Source organism: Burkholderia territorii (genome assembly GCF_902833055.1).
Taxonomy (GTDB): domain Bacteria; phylum Pseudomonadota; class Gammaproteobacteria; order Burkholderiales; family Burkholderiaceae; genus Burkholderia; species Burkholderia territorii.
Genome location: NZ_CADFEJ010000006.1, coordinates 214646 through 232961 on the forward strand (window position 1 = coordinate 214646; position 18316 = coordinate 232961).

The following is an 18316-nucleotide window of genomic DNA, read 5'->3' on the forward strand; positions in this document are numbered from 1 at the left end:
CGAGCGTCCCGTCAGTTCTGCTGCTCGACCAGCGCGCGCGCGTCGGCGACATGGCCGCGATAGGCTTCGAAGATCTTGCGCAGCGCATCGTCGAACGTCGATTGCGGCGCCCACGCGAGCTCCTGCATCGTGTTGTCGATCTTCGGCACGCGGTTCTGCACGTCCTGGTAGCCGTTGCCGTAGTACGCGCCCGACGTCGTTTCGACGAGCTGAACCTGCTTCGCGGAGCTCGCGTATTCCGGATATTCGGCGGCCAGTTCGAGCATCTTGTGCGCGAGCTCGCGAACCGAGAAGTTGTTCTTCGGATTCCCGATGTTGTAGATCTTGCCCGACGCGACGCCGTTCTTGTTCTCGATGATCTTCATCAGCGCGCTGATGCCGTCGTCGATATCGGTGAACGCGCGCTTTTGCGAGCCGCCGTCGACGAGGCTGATGTTCTCACCGCGCACGATGTGGCCGAGGAACTGCGTGACGACGCGCGAGCTGCCTTCCTTCGGCGTGTAGATCGAGTCGAGGCCCGGGCCGATCCAGTTGAACGGGCGGAACAGCGTGAAGTTCAGGCCTTCCATCCCGTAGCCCCAGATCACGCGGTCCATCAGCTGCTTCGAGCACGCGTAGATCCAGCGCGGCTTGTTGATCGGGCCGTAGGTGAGGGCCGACGCGTCCGGGTCGAACTGCTCGTCCGAGCACATGCCGTAGACCTCGGAGGTCGACGGGAACACGAGGTGCTTGCCGTACTTGACGGCAGAACGCACGATCGGCAGGTTCGCCTCGAAGTCGAGCTCGAACACGCGCAGCGGCTGCTGGACGTAGGTCGCGGGCGTCGCGATCGCGACGAGCGGCAGGATCACGTCGCACTTCTTCACGTGATACTCGACCCACTCCTTGTTGATCGTGATGTCGCCTTCGAAGAAGTGCATCCGCTCGTGGTTGACGAGGTCGCCCAGCCGATCGGTCTGCATGTCCATGCCGAACACTTCCCAATCGGTGGTTTCAAGAATGCGCTTCGACAGGTGATGGCCGATGAAGCCGTTCACACCCAGGATCAGGACTTTTTTTGCTTTCATGAATGACGGGAAGAATGAATGAACTGCGCGAATTGCGCGGGCGTCACGACGGTTTCGCTACCGTCGCGCTGCTGCCACAGCTCGAGAATGGATAGGGCGCGGCTGTCGCCGCAGACGCCGAATAGCGCATTATCGCTTACGTGCAGGCCGGGCGGCAAATCCGCCGCGGCCGCGGCGATCGCGCTGCCGGGCGCCGCGAGGCGCGCGCGGGCGATCACGAAGCGCGTGCCGCCGACGTCGGTGAACGCGCCCGGATACGGCGGCGCGACCGCGCGAACCAGGTTGTAGACCTGCGCGGCCGGCTTCGACCAGTCGACGCGGCCGTCCTCCGGCTTGCGTCCGCCGTAGTAGCTGCCGTTCGCGAGATCGTTCGGCAGATGCGGCGCATCGCCCGCGAGCAGTGCGGGCAGCACGCGCCAGAGCGTCTGCTCGGCGGCCACCGTCACCTTGTCGAACACCTGCGCGGCCGTATCGTCGGGCAGGATCGGCACCGCGGTCTGCCCGATGATCGCGCCGGCGTCGGGCTTCGCGGCCATCTCGTGTAGCGTCGCGCCGGTTTCCGTCTCGCCGTTCAGCACCGCCCAGTTGGTCGGTACCCGACCCCGGTATTTCGGCAACAGCGAGCCATGCATGTTGTACGCGCCGCGCGGTGCGATCGCGAGCAGGTCCACCGGCAGCATGTGGCGGTAGTAGAACGAGAAGATGAAGTCGGGCCGGGCGTCGGATACCGCGCGGCGCAGTGCCGGATCGGCGGGGTCGGCCGGCGTGAGGACCGGGATCCCGTGCTCGACGGCCACCGAGGCGACGCTGCCGAACCAGATGTTCTCGTTCGGGTTGTCCTCGTGCGTGACGACCAGCGCGACGTCGACGCCGCGCGCCAGCAACACCTGCAGGCAGCGCACGCCGACGTTGTGATACGCGAAGACGACCGCGCGCGGCTTCATTGCACGGCTCCCGCGCGGTTCGCGGCAGCCGGCACCGGCGGCACGCCTTCATGCTGCTCGAGCACGGCCTGGATCAGGTAGCGCGGCCGTGCACGCACCTGCTGGTAGATGCGGCCGACGTATTCGCCGAGCAGGCCGAGCGCGAAGATGATCACGCCGAGCAGGAAGAACGTGATCGCGAACAGCGTGAACACGCCTTGCACTTCCGCGCCGACGATGAAGCGGCGCACCAGCAGCAGCACGAACAGCGCGGCGGAGCCGAGCGACAGGATCACGCCGATGAACGACAGCCACTGCAGCGGCACGACGGAGAAGCCCGTCACGAGGTCGAAGTTCAGCCGGATCAGGCTGTACAGCGAGTATTTCGACTCGCCCGCGAAGCGCTCCTCGTGCGCGACCTCGATTTCGGTCGGGTTCTGCGCGAACGTATAGGCCAGCGCGGGGATGAACGTGTTGACTTCGCCGCACACGTTGATCGTATCGATGATGCGGCGGCTGTACGCGCGCAGCATGCAGCCCTGGTCGGTCATCTTGATCCGCGTGATGCGCTCGCGCAGCCGGTTCATCATCAGCGATGCCTTGCGCCGCCACAGGCTGTCCTGACGCTGCTTGCGGATCGAGCCGACGTAGTCGTAGCCCTCGCGCATCTTCGCGATCAGCTTGCCGATTTCCTCGGGCGGGTTCTGCAGGTCCGCATCGAGCGTGATGACCATGTCGCCGCGCGACTGCGCGAAGCCGGCGAGAATCGCCATGTGCTGCCCGTAGTTGCCGTTGAGCAGCACGACGCGCGTCGTGTCGGGGCGCACGTGGAACTGGTCCGCCAGCATCGCGGCCGAGCGGTCGCGGCTGCCGTCGTTGATCAGGATCACTTCGTACGACGTGCCGAGTGCGTCGAGTGCCGGGTACAGCCGCGCGAACAGCGCGGCCAGGCCGTCTTCCTCGTTGTACACGGGGATGATGACCGATACCTCCGGGTTCGCGGCGCCCGGATGCCCGGCGCGTGCTTCAAGGTGATTCATGTACGCTTATTTTCCGTATTGTTCGCAAATCTGATTGACGGCGTCGGCCACGCGACGCACGTCGTCTTCCGTCATCTGCGTGAAGAGCGGCAGCGTGACGGTCGATGCGCCATATCGTTCGGCGTGGGGGAACATGCCCTCCTTGAAGCCGCGTGCACGATACAGCGTGAAAAGATGGATGGCCGGGTAGTGCACGCCGGTGCCGATCCCGCGTTCCTTCATCTGCGCCATGAAATCGGCGCGCGAGATCGACAGCCGCTCGAGCGGCAGCGTGACCTGGAACATGTGCCAGTTGCCGTTCTCGAACTCGGCCACGGGCAGGCCGAGGCCGAGCTTCACGGCCGGGCCGCCGTCGAGCGCGGCGAAGTACGCACGCACGAGCGCGCGGCGCTGCGCGGTGAAGCGCTCGAGGTGCGGCAGCTGGCCGAGGCCGACGCGCGCGGCGACGTCGGTCAGGTTGTACTTGCCGCCGAGCACGTCGCAGTCCATTCCGTCGAAGCCGGTGCGCGTGATGCCCTGCAGCCGGTACTTCTGCGCGAGCGTCGCCTCGTCCTCGTTGTTCAGCACGAGCGCGCCGCCTTCGATCGTCGTCAGGTTCTTGTTCGCGTGGAAGCTGAACGACACGATGTCGCCGATCGCGCCGATGCGCTTGCCTTTCCACGACGAGCCGAGCGCCTGTGCGGCGTCCTCGATCACACGCAGGTTGTGCGCGCGCGCGATCGCGTACAGGCGGTCCACGTCGACCGGCAGGCCGGCCAGGTAGACCGGGATGATCGCCTTCGTGCGCGGCGTGATCGCCTGCTCGAGCTTGTCGAGGTCGATGTTGCGCGTGACGGGGTCGATGTCGGCGAACACGGGCGTCGCGCCCGTCTCGAGGATCACGTTGCTGGTCGACACCCACGACGCCGGGGTCGTGATCACCTCGTCGCCGGGGCCGACGCCCGCGATGCGCAGGCCGATCTCGAGCGTGCAGGTACCCGAATTGAACACGCGGACCGGGCGGCCGCCGCAATACTCGGACAGCGCGGCTTCGAATTTCTGGCTTTGCGGGCCGGTGGTGATCCAGCCCGAGCGCAGCACCTCGACGACACCCTGGATGGTTTCCTCGTCGATCTCGGGGCGGGTGAACGGCAGAAACGGAGCGGTAGTCTGGCTCATGAAAGCTTGTGGCCTGTAATGGCTGGTAATAAAGGAGTCGGGCGATCCGGCCCGAAACCGGCATTAAACACCGGTTGCCGGATTCGTTCCGTGATTTTTTGTAGGCGAACGCTTAATGCGCAATCCACGACGGGCCGCTCAGCTGCGCGCGAGCACGAGCACGCCGATCAGGATGATGCCGATGCCGACGAGCCGCTGGACCGACAGCACCTCGCCGAACAGGTACCAGGCGGCGAACGCGTTGACCACGTAGCCGAGCGACAGCATCGGGTACGCGATCGACACGTCGACCCGCGACAGCCCCAGGATCCACACGACGACGCTCAGTACATAGCAGCCGAGGCCGCCGATGATCGGCAGCTGGGTCGCGATCTTCAGGCCGACCGGGATGATGTTCGCACGGCTGAATTCGAAGTGTCCAACGGCGTTGACGCCGGCTTTCAGCAGAAGTTGCGCACAGGCGTTGAGCATCACGCCGGTGATGATGCAGACGAACGAAACGGGATTCATGCGGCGGGCGTCCTTACGATTGCGGTTTCTCGACGATCACGCGGCGGTTGTCGCGCGCGATCACGCGCATCGGCACGCCTTGCCCGACCAGCGTGTCGTACTGGCCGGGCGGCATGATCGCGAGCGCATGGGTTTCCTGCTTCCAGCGTTCGATCCATTGGTCGACGGTCGGGATCCACTTGTTCGGCTCGACCGAGATCCCGAATGCGAGTTCGTCCTGGCGCTGGACCATGATCGTCGTGTGGCCCATGTAGAACGGGAACGTGTGATCGAGCATCTCGATCGAGTAGAACGGCGTGTCGGGCGGCAGCTTCGCGAGTTCGGCGCGTACGGCGGGCGCGAGCAGCGCGCCCGAGCTGTAGCGGCCGAATTCGTCGTGACCGGTGCCGCCGATCGTGCCGAACGCGAGCCACGCGGCGCCGAACGCGGTGATCGCGGCCGTGACGCCCGCGCGGCGGTTCAGCCATGCGGCCGCGAGCGTGAGCGCACCGGCCACCGCGAGGCCCGCGTACAGCCACAGCTGGAACGCGCGGTACAGCGCGTTCGGCGTGCGGGCGTCGCCCTGATACGCGAGGAAGATGATCCCGAATGCCGCGACCACGAAGAATACGAGGTAGCCGAGCAGGTGACGGCGGAACCGTTCGGCGCTCATCAGCGGCAGGTAGGCGCCGATGATCAGCGCGAGCGCCGGCGCGACCGGCAGCACGTAGGAAATCAGCTTCGAGTGCGACGCGCTGAAGAACAGGAAGATGAACGCGCTCCAGATCAGCAGCACGAGCATCGGCGAGAAGCCGTTCGGCTGGCGCGGCATGCGCAGCGCGTGGCGGATGCTCTGCCAGGCGACCGACAGCCACGGCAGGAAGCCCACCAGCAGCACCGGCACGAAATAGTAGAGCGGGCCCGGGCGGTTCTGCTCCGGGGTCAGGTAGCGGCGGAACTGCTGGACGATGAAGAAGAAGTTGAAGAATTCGGGATTGCGCTGCTGGACGAGCACGAACCACGGCGTGACGATCGCGAAGAAGATCACAAGGCCGCTGACCAGGTACAGCCGTTTCCACAGTGCCCAGTCGCGGGCGATCAGCGTGTAGAGCACCAGCACGGCGCCGGGCAGGATCACGCCGACGAGGCCCTTGGACAGCACGGCGAACGCCATCGCGGCCCAGCACGCCCACATCCAGCCGCGCGTCGCGCCGGGCTGCAGGCCGGGCCGCTGCGCGAGCAGCAACGAGCAGAGCGACAGCGCCATCCAGAACGCGAGGCCCATGTCGAGCGCGTTGAAGTGGCCCATCAGGTTCCAGTACGGCGAGCATGCGAGCACGACGGCCGCGAGGAGGCCGGACAGCGGGTTGAACAGGCGCGCGCCCGTGAAGCCGACCAGCAGCACGCCGGCGAAGCTGGCGAGGCCCGTGTAGAGGCGCGCCTGCCATTCGCCGATGCCGAACCACGCGAACGTCAGCGCGTTCAGCCAGGTCTGCAGCGGCGGCTTCTCGAAGTACTTGTAGCCGTTGTAGCGCGGCGTGATCCAGTCGCCGGTGACGAACATTTCCCGCGCCATTTCCGCGTAGCGGCCTTCGTCGCTCGGGATCAGGTGCCGCAGCCCGAGCGGCGCGAACCAGACGATCGCGAACGCGACGAGCAGGAGGACGAGCGTGATGCGATTGAGCGGTAGCCTCGACGGCGTATCGTTCATGGATTTTTCAGCCTGTTGGTTGTTGTAAGAGCCGTTGGCGGGTTGCGCCGACGGCGGCCGGCTTGCCGGTCATCGAGCCGGACGACGATCCGGGGATCGACCCGGGGTGCCGGCCCGTGTTTTACCGCATCGGTGATTAACGTTCAATTAAGAGCGCGGCGGCGACCTTGCGGCCCTCGGCCATCAGGATGTTGTAGGTGCGGCAGGCCGCCTGGAAATCCATCGTCTCGACGCCGATCCGCTTGGCCGTGAGCGCGGCCACGAGGCGCGGGTGCGGGAAGCGCAGCCGCGCGCCGCTGCCGAAGATCACGAGTTCGGGTGCCGGGTCGAGCAGCATCGCGAAATGCTCGGGCGCGAGCGCGTCGAACGACGACACCGGCCAGTCCCGCACCGGTGCGCCGGGCAGCACGATGACGCTGCCTTCGTGGCGTTGGAGGTTGACGTCGACATAATCGGGGCCGTAGCCGGTGACGGTGTTGAGCGCGCCGCTCGTGTCCTGGTGCAGTTTCAAATCGGTAATCCGCGGTTCCGTGGAGGAAATGTGTGGCACGGGCCGCACGGGCCCGGGCGGCCGGTTTCGCGGGCGCCGCGCACGGGACGCCCGACGGCGCGGGCCCGCAGCGGCCATGGTGCATTGCGAAAGTCGGCCAAAATCCGCTAAATTATAACTTTTTGGTCGCCCCCGGGCGCCACTTGCATCGGGCATTGCCACAAGCTGCGTCCGATCGCCCGCATTTTCCCAGTCTAGACAGCGCGCACAGACCGGCCGCTCTCCAGTTTTGATCCCGTCCCCCGGCCGCAAGGCCAACCCAGGAACCGTGTCGTCGTGAAACCGATTCAGAAGTCGAACAAGCTGCTCAACGTCTGCTACGACATCCGTGGCCCGGTGCTCGAGCACGCGAAGCGCCTCGAGGAAGAAGGCCACCGCATCATCAAGCTGAACATCGGCAACCTCGCGCCGTTCGGTTTCGACGCGCCGGACGAAATCATCCAGGACATGATCCGCAACCTGCCGGCGTCGTCCGGCTATTCGGATTCGAAGGGCGTGTTCTCGGCCCGCAAGGCCGTGATGCACTATACGCAGCAAAAGGGCGTCGTCGGCGTCGGTCTCGACGACATCTACATCGGCAACGGCGCGTCCGAGCTGATCGTGATGGCGACCCAGGCGCTCCTGAACGACGGCGACGAAGTGCTGCTGCCGGCACCCGACTACCCGCTGTGGACGGCCGCCGTGAGTCTGTCGGGCGGCACGCCCGTGCATTACGTGTGCGACGAGCAGAACGCGTGGATGCCCGACCTCGACGACATCCGCCGCAAGATCACGCCGAACACGAAGGCGATCGTCGTGATCAACCCGAACAACCCGACCGGCGCGCTTTATTCCGACGAATTGCTGCTGGAGCTGCTCGAGATCGCGCGCCAGCACGGGCTGATCGTGTTCGCCGACGAGGTCTACGACAAGATCGTCTACGACGGGCTCGAGCACACGGCGCTGGGCTCGCTGTCGGAAGACGTGATCACCGTCACGTTCAACAGCCTGTCGAAGAGCTATCGCTCGTGCGGCTACCGCGCGGGCTGGATGGCCGTGTCCGGCCTCGGCGGCGACAACCGCCGGCGCGCGAAGGATTACCTGGAAGGGCTCGGGATCCTGTCGTCGATGCGCCTGTGCGCGAACGTGCCCGGGCAGTTCGCGATCCAGACCGCGCTCGGCGGCTATCAGAGCATCAACGAGCTGATCGTGCCGACCGGGCGCCTGTACAAGCAGCGCGAGCTGGCGTACGACATGCTCACGTCGATCCCGGGCGTGACGTGCGTGAAGCCGCAGGCCGCGCTGTACATGTTCCCGCGCCTCGATCCGAAGCTCTATCCGATCCAGAACGACCAGCAGTTCATCCTCGACCTGTTGCTCGAGGAGCGCGTGCTGCTCGTGCAGGGGACGGGCTTCAACTGGGCGGCGCCGGATCACTTCCGCGTGGTCTTCCTGCCGAACCTCGACGATCTGACCGATTCGATCAACCGGATCGCGCGCTTCCTCGACGGCTATCGCAAGCGCCATTCGGTCTGAGCGGCACGCTCCTCGGCATTCATTCATTCTTACTCATCGATCACACGCAGCATGGAACCGATCAAAGTTGGCCTGTTGGGCTTCGGCACCGTCGGCAGCGGCACCTTCACGGTGCTGCACCGCAACCAGGAAGAAATCAAGCGACGCGCGGGGCGCGGGATCGAGGTCGCGCGCATTGCGGTGCGCAACCCGGCCAAGGCGCAGGCAGCGCTCGGCGCTCATGCCGGCGCCGCGCAGATCACCGACGATTTCAATGCGGTCGTCGACGATCCGTCGATTTCGATCATCGCCGAGATGATCGGCGGCACGGGCATCGCGCGCGAGCTCGTGCTGCGCGCGATCGCGAACGGCAAGCACGTCGTGACGGCGAACAAGGCGCTGCTCGCGGTGCACGGCACCGAGATCTTCGAGGCGGCGCGCGAGAAGGGCGTGATGGTCGCGTTCGAGGCGGCGGTTGCCGGCGGCATCCCGATCATCAAGGCGCTGCGCGAAGGCCTGACCGCGAACCGCATCCAGTACATCGCGGGCATCATCAACGGCACGACGAACTACATCCTGTCGGAAATGCGCGACCGCGGCCTCGACTTCGCGACCGCGCTGAAGGCCGCGCAGGAGCTCGGCTACGCGGAAGCCGATCCGACCTTCGACATCGAAGGCGTCGACGCCGCGCACAAGGCGACCATCATGAGCGCGATCGCGTTCGGCGTGCCGGTCCAGTTCGACCGCGCGTACGTCGAAGGCATCAGCAAGCTCGACGCGACGGACATCCGCTACGCGGAAGAGCTCGGCTACCGGATCAAGCTGCTCGGCATCGCGCGCCGCGCGGAAAACGGCATCGAGCTGCGCGTGCATCCGACGCTGATTCCCGAGAAGCGCCTGCTCGCGAACGTCGAGGGTGCGATGAACGCGGTCGTCGTGCACGGCGACGCGGTCGGCACGACGCTGTACTACGGCAAGGGCGCGGGCGCGGAGCCGACCGCGTCGGCGGTCGTCGCGGATCTCGTCGACGTCACGCGCCTGCACACGGCCGACCCCGAGCATCGCGTGCCGCATCTGGCGTTTCAGCCGGACAGCCTGTCGAACACGCCGATCCTGCCGATCGAGGAAGTGACGAGCGGCTACTACCTGCGCCTGCGCGTGGCCGACCAGACGGGCGTGCTCGCGGACATCACGCGCATTCTCGCCGCGACGGGCATCTCGATCGACGCGCTGCTGCAGAAGGAATCGGAGCAGGTCGACGACGCGAACGGCGAGACTGACATCATCCTGATCACGCACGAGACGCAGGAAAAGCACGTGAACGCGGCGATCGCGCAGATCGAAGGCCTCGCGACGGTGGTCTCGAAGGTGACGAAGCTGCGCATGGAAGCGCTGAACTGAGGACCAGGAACGACATGAACTACATCTCCACGCGCGGCGCCGGCATCGGCGAGCGCCACACGTTCTCCGACATCCTGCTCGGCGGTCTCGCGAAAGACGGCGGGCTGTACCTGCCGGCCGAGTACCCGAAGGTATCGGCCGACGAACTCGCGCGTTGGCGCACGCTGCCGTATGCGGATCTCGCGTTCGAGGTCCTGTCGAAGTTCTGCGACGACGTGCCGGCCGACGACCTGCGCGCGATCACGCGCCGCACGTATACGGCCGCCGTGTACAGCAACACGCGCCACGGCGAGAACGCGTCCGACATCACGCCGGTGAAGACGCTCGGCACCGAGAACGGTGCGCCGGTCTCGCTGCTCGAACTGTCGAACGGCCCGACGCTCGCGTTCAAGGACATGGCGATGCAGCTGCTCGGCAATCTGTTCGAGTACACGCTCGCGAAGCACGGCCAGGCGCTGAACATCCTCGGCGCGACGTCGGGCGACACGGGCAGCGCGGCCGAATACGCGATGCGCGGCAAGGCCGGCGTGCGCGTGTTCATGCTGTCGCCGCACAAGAAGATGAGCGCGTTCCAGACGGCCCAGATGTTCAGCCTGCAGGATCCGAACATCTTCAACCTCGCGGTCGAAGGCGTGTTCGACGACTGCCAGGACATCGTGAAGGCCGTGTCCAACGATCACGCGTTCAAGGCGCGTCACAAGATCGGCACGGTCAACTCGATCAACTGGGCGCGCGTCGTCGCGCAGGTCGTGTACTACTTCAAGGGCTATTTCGCGGCGACGACGTCCAACGACGAACGCGTGTCGTTTACGGTGCCGTCGGGCAACTTCGGCAACGTCTGCGCGGGCCACATCGCGCGGATGATGGGCCTGCCGATCGCGAAGCTCGTGGTCGCGACCAACGAGAACGACGTGCTCGACGAGTTCTTTCGCACCGGCGCATATCGCGTGCGCAGCGCGGAAAACACGTATCACACGAGCAGCCCGAGCATGGACATCTCGAAGGCGTCGAACTTCGAGCGCTTCGTGTTCGACCTGCTCGGCCGCGATCCGGCCCGCGTGATGCAGCTGTTCCGCGACGTCGAGGAGAAGGGCGGTTTCGATCTCGCGGCGAGCGGCGATTTCGCGCGCGTGGCCGAGTTCGGCTTCGTGTCGGGCCGCAGCAGCCACGCTGACCGCATCGCCACGATCCGCGACGTGTTCTCGCGCTACGACACGATGATCGACACGCACACGGCCGACGGCTTGAAGGTCGCGCGCGAGCATCTCGACGCGGGCGTGCCGATGGTCGTCCTCGAGACGGCGCAGCCGATCAAGTTCGGCGAGACGATCCGCGAAGCACTCGATCGCGAGGCCGAGCGGCCGGCCGCGTTCGACGGGCTCGAGGCGCTGCCGCAGCGTTTCGAGGTCGTGAAGGCCGATGCGCAGCAGGTGAAGGACTTCATCGCCGCGCACACGGGCGCATAACGTAGCGCCGGGTAGCACCCGGGCGGCCCCGGGCCCCCAGCCCGGCGCTGCAGGACGGCCGGAATGCCGATTCGTCGCACGGATCGGGGTTCCGGCCGTTTCGCTTCGTGGCGGCCGCGCGCACGCGAATTGCCGGATCGCGAGCGAAACAAGTGCCAGTGCCGCGCGTTCGTGCCGATCACAGTTCTCGCATGGCCGGCATATCGCGCGTGGGCGCGACGGCGTCGCTACAATGGCGTATTGATTCCAACGATCCCCGATTCCATCGATGTCGAACCCGAATCCCGCGGCGCCGCGCGCGCCGATGCTGTCGACCGCCGAAGCGCTCGCCGCGCTGCTCGAAGCCGCGACGCCGCTGCCCGGCGCCGAAACCGTCGCCACGCTCGACGGGCTCGGCCGCGTCTTGGCGGCCGACGTGAGCTCGCCGCTCGACGTGCCGCCGATGCATACGAGCGCGATGGACGGCTATGCGGTACGCGTGGCCGACCTGCTGCACGGCGAGCGGCGCCTGCCGGTGTCGCAGCGGATTCCGGCCGGCCACCCGGCCGCGCCGCTCGCGGCCGGCACGGCCGCGCGGATCTTCACCGGCGCGACGGTGCCGCCCGGCGCCGATGCCGTCGTGATGCAGGAGCAGACGTCGGCCGACGGCGATGCGGTCGAAATCCTCCACACGCCGAAGGCCGGTGAATGGATCACCGCGCAGGGCGCGGACATCCGCCAGGGTTCGGTGATCCTGCCGGCCGGCACGCGGCTTACGCCGCAGGCGCTCGGGCTGGCCGCGTCGGTCGGCTGCGCGCAGCTGTCGGTCGCGCGGCGGATTCGCGTCGCGGTGTTCTTCACCGGCGACGAGCTGACGATGCCGGGCGAGCCGCTGAAGCCCGGCGCGATCTACAACTCGAACCGTTTCACGCTGCGCGGGCTGCTCGAGCGGCTCGGCTGCCACGTGACCGACTACGGGATCGTGCCCGACTCGCTCGCCGCGACGCGCGACACGCTGCGCGAGGCCGCGCGCGATCACGACGTGATCCTGACGAGCGGCGGCGTATCGGTCGGCGACGAGGATCACGTGAAGCCGGCTGTCGAGGCCGAAGGGCGGATCGCGCTCTGGCAGATCGCGATGAAGCCGGGCAAGCCGCTCGCATTCGGCGCGGTGCGCCGCGGCGATGCGCGGCCCGACGCGCACTTCATCGGGCTGCCCGGCAATCCCGTGTCGAGCTTCGTCACGTTCCTGCTGTTCGTCCGGCCATTCCTGCTGCGCCTGTCCGGTGTGCGCGACGTCGCGCCGCGTGCGCTGTCGTTGCGTGCGGACTTCTCGCAAAGCAAGGGCGACCGGCGCAACGAATTCCTGCGCGCGCGCGTGAACGCGGCCGGCGGCCTCGACCTGTTCCCGAACCAGAGCTCGGCGGTGCTGACATCGACCGTCTGGGGCGACGGCCTGATCGACAATCCGCCGCAGCACGCGATCAGCGCGGGCGAGACCGTGCGTTTCATTCCGTTTTCCGAACTGCTGTCGTAACGCGGCGGCTTCCCGAACCATGAAGATTCAGCTGAAATTCTTTGCAAGCGTGCGCGAGGCGCTGGGCGTGTCCGACGAACAGGCCGACGTGCCGGACGGCGTGACGACCGTCGGCGACGTGCGTGCGTGGCTGCGCCTGCGCGGCGGCGCGTGGGCCGAGACGCTCGCCGAAGGGCGCGCGCTGCGCATGGCATGCAATCACGAGATGACCGACGCCGATACGCGGCTCACCGACGGTTGCGAAGTCGCGTTTTTTCCGCCCGTGACGGGCGGTTGAGAGGCAGGCGATGGCTACGGTACGAGTGCAGACCGGCGATTTCAACCTGAACGCCGAGGTGGCGGCGCTGCGCGCGCGCAACCCGAAGATCGGCGCGCTTGCCTGCTTCGTCGGCACCGTGCGCGACCTGAACGAAGGCGAATCGGTTGCCGCGATGGAGCTCGAGCACTATCCGGGGATGACGGAGAAGGCGCTCGAGAAGATTGCCGCCGAGGCCTGCCGGCGCTGGCCCGGGATCGACGTCGCGATCGTGCATCGCGTCGGCCGGCTGCTGCCGCTCGACCAGATCGTGATGGTCGCGACGGTCGCATCGCATCGCGGCGATGCGTTCGCGTCGTGCGAGTTCGTGATGGACTATCTGAAGACCGAGGCGCCGTTCTGGAAGAAGGAAACGACGCCGGACGGCGAGCGCTGGGTCGATGCCCGCAGCACCGACGACGCGGCGCTCGCGCGCTGGGGTGTCGAATCGGGCAACACGCCGCGTTGAGCGCGGCGTTTGTGTCGTGCGGCGATGCACCGCAGGCACGCGCGCCGACCCAGCGATTCGTCGTTCAGGCGTCCGGATCCGTGCCGCGCCCGATGATCTTCGCCGGGAACGGCTCGCCACGCGCCCGTGACGGCAGCGCATGCGGATCGTCGCCCGTGTCGCGCCGGCGTGGCGCGATCGCGTCGAGCAGCGCCTGCTGCTCGGGCGGAATCTGGTAATCCCAGCCAAAGCGGCTCAACTGCAGGCTCTGCGCGATACGCAGCGCCGGTTCCATGAAGCGGATGGCCGCGGGCGGCGTGTAGCGCCCCTCGACGGTCTTCAGGAACAGCGACAGCCAGCGGCTGAAATGCGCGGGCTCGATCCCGTCGAGCGGCTGGTGTGCCTGCTGCACGTTGCCGCGATAGCCCTTGGTGCCAAGCACGAGGCTCGACCAGAAGTTCACCATCTTCGGCAGATGGTCGTCCCAGCGGCCGTCCAGCTTCGCGTCGAACACCGGGCCGAGCAGCGGATCGGCGCGCACGCGGTCGTAGAACGCGTACACGAGGTCGCGGATGTTGTCTTCCGTCGGTTCGGCGTCGCGAGGACGGGCCGGGGCGGTATCGGGCGAGGCAGGCAGGGCGGTCATGGCAAAAAAGGGCCGGGAAGATCAGGGCGTCGGTGGCGTGCCGTCGGCGCGGCCGCGCGGGCAACGCGCAGGACGCGGACGGAATTTTGACGCAAAATAGCGTCCACCAATGCCTGAAAAATGCGTAGATATTATGCATCTTATTGCGCACAGGTCGTCCCGGCAACCCGGCGCCCCCGAGCGGCGTCGCGAACCGTGCCGGCGCGCGCTCCGATTGGCCCGGCCTGGTTGATCGGGGCGCGATCGCCCATTTTCCGTATTCGCTCATGAGACTCACCGACTACACCGACTATTCGCTGCGCGTCATGCTGTACCTCGCCGTGCGCGGCGAAGGGCTCGCGACGATCCAGGAGATCTCGGACGCCTACGGCATCTCGAAGAACCATCTGATGAAGGTCGTGCAGCAGCTCGGCGAGCTCGGCTGGGTCGATACCGTCCGCGGCCGCAACGGCGGGCTGCGGCTGTTCCGCGAATCGCTGAAGCTGACGGTCGGCCAGGTGGTGCGCGCGACCGAGAACGATTTCGCGCTGGTCGGCTGCTTTACGGCCGACGGCGGCGAGTCGAAAGGCTGCGTGATCGAGCCGCAGTGCCGCCTCAAGGGCGTGCTGGCTGCCGCGCGCGATGCGTTCTTCGCCGAACTCGACCGTCTTACGATCGGTGAGCTGGCCGCGCCCGCGTCGCCGCTCGTCGCGCTGCTCGGCATTCGTCCGGTCGCGCCGGTTCGTGGCGAGCCGTCAGGCGATGACGCAGTCGCGTCGGCCGAATCGCCGTCGAAGGTCGGTTGACGCGCCCGCACCGCCGCCGCCATTCGGGTACCGGGTCTCCCACGAGCCGTCGCGTCGCCGCACGGCGATTTTTGCGCTGAATCAACCGGAATTTCGCTTGAAACCCGTATAACCATCCTCATCTTGGTGTTAATCGAAAATTGGAGGTCTCGCCAAATGAGAATCGACAAGCTCACCACCAAGTTCCAGGAAGCACTCGCGGACGCGCAAAGCCTCGCGGCCGGCCGCGACAATCAATACATCGAACCCGTTCACGTGTTGGCGGCGCTGGTCGCGCAGCAGGACGGCTCCGCCCGCTCGCTGATGTCGCGCGCGGGCGTTCACGTGCAGGCGCTGCAAGGCGCGCTGAACGAAGCCATTTCGCGCCTGCCGCAAGTCACGGGCACGGGCGGCGACATCCAGGTCGGCCGTGAGCTGGCCGGGTTGCTGAACCAGGCCGACAAGGAAGCGCAAAAGCTCAACGACACGTTCATCGCGAGCGAGATGTTCCTGCTCGCCGTGTCCGACGACAAGGGCGAAGCCGGCAAGCTTGCCCGTCAGCACGGCCTCACGCGCAAGGCGCTCGAAGCCGCGATCGCGGCGGTGCGCGGCGGCTCGCAGGTGCACAGCCAGGATGCGGAAAGCCAGCGCGAGGCGCTGAAGAAATACACGGTCGACCTGACCGAGCGCGCCCGCGCGGGCAAGCTCGATCCGGTGATCGGCCGCGACGACGAAATTCGCCGCTCGATCCAGATCCTGCAGCGCCGGACCAAGAACAACCCGGTGCTGATCGGCGAGCCGGGCGTCGGCAAGACCGCGATCGTCGAAGGTCTCGCGCAGCGGATCGTCAACGGCGAAGTGCCCGAGACGCTGAAGGGCAAGCGCGTGCTGTCGCTCGACATGGCCGCGCTGCTCGCCGGCGCGAAGTATCGCGGCGAGTTCGAGGAGCGCCTGAAGGCCGTGCTCAACGACATCGCGAAGGACGAAGGCCAGACGATCGTGTTCATCGACGAGATCCACACGATGGTCGGTGCCGGCAAGGCCGAAGGCGCGATGGACGCGGGCAACATGCTGAAGCCGGCGCTGTCGCGTGGCGAGCTGCACTGCATCGGCGCGACCACGCTCGACGAATACCGCAAGTACATCGAGAAGGACGCCGCGCTCGAGCGCCGCTTCCAGAAGGTGCTCGTCGACGAGCCGAGCGTCGAGGCGACGATCGCGATCCTGCGCGGGCTGCAGGAAAAGTACGAACTGCACCACGGCGTCGACATCACCGACCCGGCGATCGTCGCCGCGGCCGAACTGTCGCACCGCTACATCACCGACCGTTTCCTGCCGGACAAGGCGATCGACCTGATCGACGAGGCTGCGTCGAAGATCAAGATGGAGATCGATTCGAAGCCCGAAGAAATGGACAAGCTCGATCGCCGGCTGATCCAGCTGAAGATCGAACGCGAGGCCGTGAAGAAGGAGCAGGACGAGGCGTCGCAAAAGCGCCTGCAGCTGATCGAGGAAGAGATCGAACGCCTCGGCCGCGAATATGCGGACCTGGAAGAGATCTGGACCGCCGAGAAGGCAGCGGTGCAGGGCAGCGCGCAGTTGAAGGAAGAGATCGAGAAGGTGCGGGCCGACATCGCGCGCCTGCAGCGTGAAGGCAAGCTCGAGAAGGTTGCCGAGCTGCAGTACGGCAAGCTGCCGCAACTCGAGTCGCAACTGAAGCAGGTCACGCAGGCCGAAGAGCAGGAGCAGCACAACCCGACGCGTCCGCGTCTGCTGCGCACGCAGGTCGGTGCGGAAGAAATCGCGGAGGTCGTGTCGCGTGCAACCGGGATTCCGGTGTCGCGGATGATGCAGGGCGAACGCGAGAAGCTGCTGCACATCGAGGAAAAGCTGCACGAGCGCGTGGTTGGCCAGGACGAGGCGATCAGCGCGGTGGCGGACGCGATCCGTCGTTCGCGCGCCGGTCTCGCCGATCCGAACCGCCCGTACGGCTCGTTCCTGTTCCTCGGCCCGACTGGCGTCGGCAAGACCGAGCTGTGCAAGGCGCTCGCATCGTTCCTGTTCGACTCGGAAGAGCACCTGATCCGCATCGACATGAGCGAGTTCATGGAGAAGCACAGCGTCGCGCGGCTGATCGGCGCGCCGCCGGGCTATGTCGGCTACGAGGAAGGCGGCTACCTGACGGAAGCCGTGCGCCGCAAGCCGTACAGCGTGATCCTGCTCGACGAGATCGAGAAGGCGCATCCGGACGTGTTCAACGTGCTGCTGCAAGTGCTCGACGACGGCCGCATGACCGACGGGCAGGGCCGCACGGTCGACTTCAAGAACACGGTGATCGTGATGACGTCGAACCTCGGCTCGCAGGTGATCCAGGCAATGACGGGTTCGCCGCAGGAAGAGATCAAGGACGCCGTGTGGCTCGAAGTGAAGCAGCACTTCCGCCCCGAGTTCCTGAACCGGATCGACGACGTCGTCGTGTTCCACGCGCTCGATCGCAGCAACATCGAATCGATCGCGAAGATCCAGCTCGCGCGCCTGCACGACCGGCTCGCGAAGCTCGACATGGCGCTCGACGTGTCGCCGGCGGCGCTCGAGCAGATCGGGAAGGTCGGCTACGATCCGCTGTTCGGCGCGCGGCCGCTGAAGCGCGCGATCCAGCAGGAGATCGAGAACCCGGTCGCGAAGCTGATCCTCGCGGGCCGCTTCGGTCCGAAGGACGTGATCCCGGTCGACGTCAACGACGGCACGTTCGTGTTCGACCGCGTCGTTCACTGATCGCCGGTGGCCGCCCGCGCGCCCGGTTCGCACCGGGCGCACAAAAACAAACACCCCGCCCAGGCGGGGTGTTTGCATATGGGGCGGCCGAAACCGCCGTCGCGGCCGTCAGGCGGCGCGATGCGTGCTCAGGCCTGCTTGTTGCCGCCGAACATGCCGGCGAGCTGCGTGAGCGTGCCGAGCACGTTCGACGTATCGATCTGGCCGCCGGCCGGCACTTCGCCGTTCGGCGTCGCGCCGTTGACGACGTGCGGCAGCACCTGCGCGAGGATCGACGATGCCTGGGACGGGTCGATGCCGACCTTGCTTGCCAGCGAGCCGACGACCTCGGAACCGAGCACGTTCTGCAGCGTGTCCGGCGAGATCGGCTGGTTTTCGCCGTTGCCGACCCACGAGCCGATGATGTCGCCGGCGCCGCCGGCCTTGAACTTCTCGATCAGCCCGTTCAGGCCGCCCGGCTGGTTGTTGATGAATTCGAGCGCGGTCGTGATGAGCGCGCTTTGCGAGTTGCCGCCGGACTGGCCGCCGATCAGACCGCCAACGATGTCGAGGAGACCCATGGTTCTTCACCTT

Annotated in this window: 17 protein-coding genes; 8 read left to right on the forward strand and 9 right to left on the reverse strand. The window is 66.6% G+C overall.

Translation table 11 applies throughout. The features are described 5' to 3' along the window. Window positions 1–11: 11 nt before the first annotated feature. From HW466_RS14695 to HW466_RS14725, 7 genes are all read right to left on the reverse strand, one after another. Window positions 12–1067: a bifunctional UDP-4-keto-pentose/UDP-xylose synthase gene (locus HW466_RS14695; protein WP_059464368.1), complete on the reverse strand. Its 1056-nt coding sequence runs from the start codon at window positions 1065–1067 to the stop codon at window positions 12–14. Continuing rightward, window positions 1064–2011: a formyltransferase gene (locus tag HW466_RS14700; protein ID WP_174905992.1), complete on the reverse strand. Its 948-nt coding sequence runs from the start codon at window positions 2009–2011 to the stop codon at window positions 1064–1066. Before HW466_RS14700 ends, HW466_RS14695 begins: the two co-directional genes overlap by 4 nt. Further along, on the reverse strand, window positions 2008–3030 hold the full coding sequence (locus HW466_RS14705) for a glycosyltransferase (RefSeq protein ID WP_151006090.1): 1023 nt from the start codon (window positions 3028–3030) through the stop codon (window positions 2008–2010). Before HW466_RS14705 ends, HW466_RS14700 begins: the two co-directional genes overlap by 4 nt. Before the next feature lie 6 nt (window positions 3031–3036). Then, window positions 3037–4188 (reverse strand): DegT/DnrJ/EryC1/StrS family aminotransferase, encoded by a 1152-nt coding sequence (locus HW466_RS14710; RefSeq protein ID WP_151006091.1) that lies wholly within the window; start codon window positions 4186–4188, stop codon window positions 3037–3039. 138 nt (window positions 4189–4326) lie between these two features. Then, a complete protein-coding gene (locus HW466_RS14715; protein WP_014896865.1) occupies window positions 4327–4698 on the reverse strand; it encodes an EamA family transporter in 372 nt (123 codons plus the stop codon). A 13-nt stretch (window positions 4699–4711) separates the two neighbouring features. Beyond that, entirely contained in the window at window positions 4712–6388 is a 1677-nt protein-coding gene (locus tag HW466_RS14720; protein ID WP_059503143.1) for a glycosyltransferase family 39 protein, read from the reverse strand. 136 nt (window positions 6389–6524) lie between these two features. Continuing rightward, complete coding sequence (locus HW466_RS14725; protein ID WP_006754746.1) at window positions 6525–6899, reverse strand: Mth938-like domain-containing protein; 375 nt, start codon at window positions 6897–6899, stop codon at window positions 6525–6527. 315 nt (window positions 6900–7214) lie between these two features. Between HW466_RS14725 and HW466_RS14730 the strand changes: the two genes are divergently transcribed. The 6 genes from HW466_RS14730 to HW466_RS14755 all read left to right on the forward strand — a co-directional run bounded on the left by HW466_RS14730 (window position 7215) and on the right by HW466_RS14755 (window position 13579). Further along, window positions 7215–8453, forward strand: coding sequence for a pyridoxal phosphate-dependent aminotransferase (locus HW466_RS14730; protein WP_059503141.1), 1239 nt, complete (start codon window positions 7215–7217; stop codon window positions 8451–8453). A 51-nt stretch (window positions 8454–8504) separates the two neighbouring features. Continuing rightward, entirely contained in the window at window positions 8505–9833 is a 1329-nt protein-coding gene (locus tag HW466_RS14735; protein ID WP_059449902.1) for a homoserine dehydrogenase, read from the forward strand. A 14-nt stretch (window positions 9834–9847) separates the two neighbouring features. Beyond that, window positions 9848–11299 carry a threonine synthase gene (gene thrC, locus HW466_RS14740; protein WP_151006255.1) on the forward strand — a complete coding sequence of 484 codons (1452 nt, stop codon included), beginning with the start codon at window positions 9848–9850 and terminating at the stop codon, window positions 11297–11299. Between the two features lie 268 nt (window positions 11300–11567). Then, window positions 11568–12815: a molybdopterin molybdotransferase MoeA gene (locus tag HW466_RS14745; protein ID WP_059790399.1), complete on the forward strand. Its 1248-nt coding sequence runs from the start codon at window positions 11568–11570 to the stop codon at window positions 12813–12815. A gap of 19 nt (window positions 12816–12834) precedes the next feature. Next, window positions 12835–13092, forward strand: a complete 258-nt coding sequence (moaD, locus tag HW466_RS14750) for a molybdopterin converting factor subunit 1 (protein WP_059456793.1) — start codon at window positions 12835–12837, stop codon at window positions 13090–13092. A gap of 10 nt (window positions 13093–13102) precedes the next feature. Then, window positions 13103–13579: a molybdenum cofactor biosynthesis protein MoaE gene (locus tag HW466_RS14755; RefSeq protein WP_059806662.1), complete on the forward strand. Its 477-nt coding sequence runs from the start codon at window positions 13103–13105 to the stop codon at window positions 13577–13579. A 64-nt stretch (window positions 13580–13643) separates the two neighbouring features. Here HW466_RS14755 and HW466_RS14760 read toward each other — a convergent pair whose 3' ends face one another. Continuing rightward, the gene (locus HW466_RS14760; RefSeq protein WP_059798048.1) at window positions 13644–14204 is read right to left on the reverse strand and encodes a group III truncated hemoglobin; all 561 of its coding nucleotides are present in this window, start codon (window positions 14202–14204) and stop codon (window positions 13644–13646) included. Window positions 14205–14470: 266 nt separating this feature from the next. Between HW466_RS14760 and HW466_RS14765 the strand changes: the two genes are divergently transcribed. Both HW466_RS14765 and clpB read left to right on the forward strand, forming a co-directional pair. Continuing rightward, window positions 14471–14989, forward strand: a complete 519-nt coding sequence (locus HW466_RS14765) for an Rrf2 family transcriptional regulator (RefSeq protein WP_151005898.1) — start codon at window positions 14471–14473, stop codon at window positions 14987–14989. Between the two features lie 156 nt (window positions 14990–15145). Beyond that, window positions 15146–17743, forward strand: coding sequence for an ATP-dependent chaperone ClpB (clpB, locus tag HW466_RS14770; protein ID WP_059449896.1), 2598 nt, complete (start codon window positions 15146–15148; stop codon window positions 17741–17743). Window positions 17744–17871: 128 nt separating this feature from the next. On the opposite strand, the gene HW466_RS14775 is transcribed toward clpB, so the two are convergent. Then, on the reverse strand, window positions 17872–18303 hold the full coding sequence (locus HW466_RS14775) for a YidB family protein (protein ID WP_059449895.1): 432 nt from the start codon (window positions 18301–18303) through the stop codon (window positions 17872–17874). Between the last annotated feature and the right edge of the window lie 13 nt (window positions 18304–18316).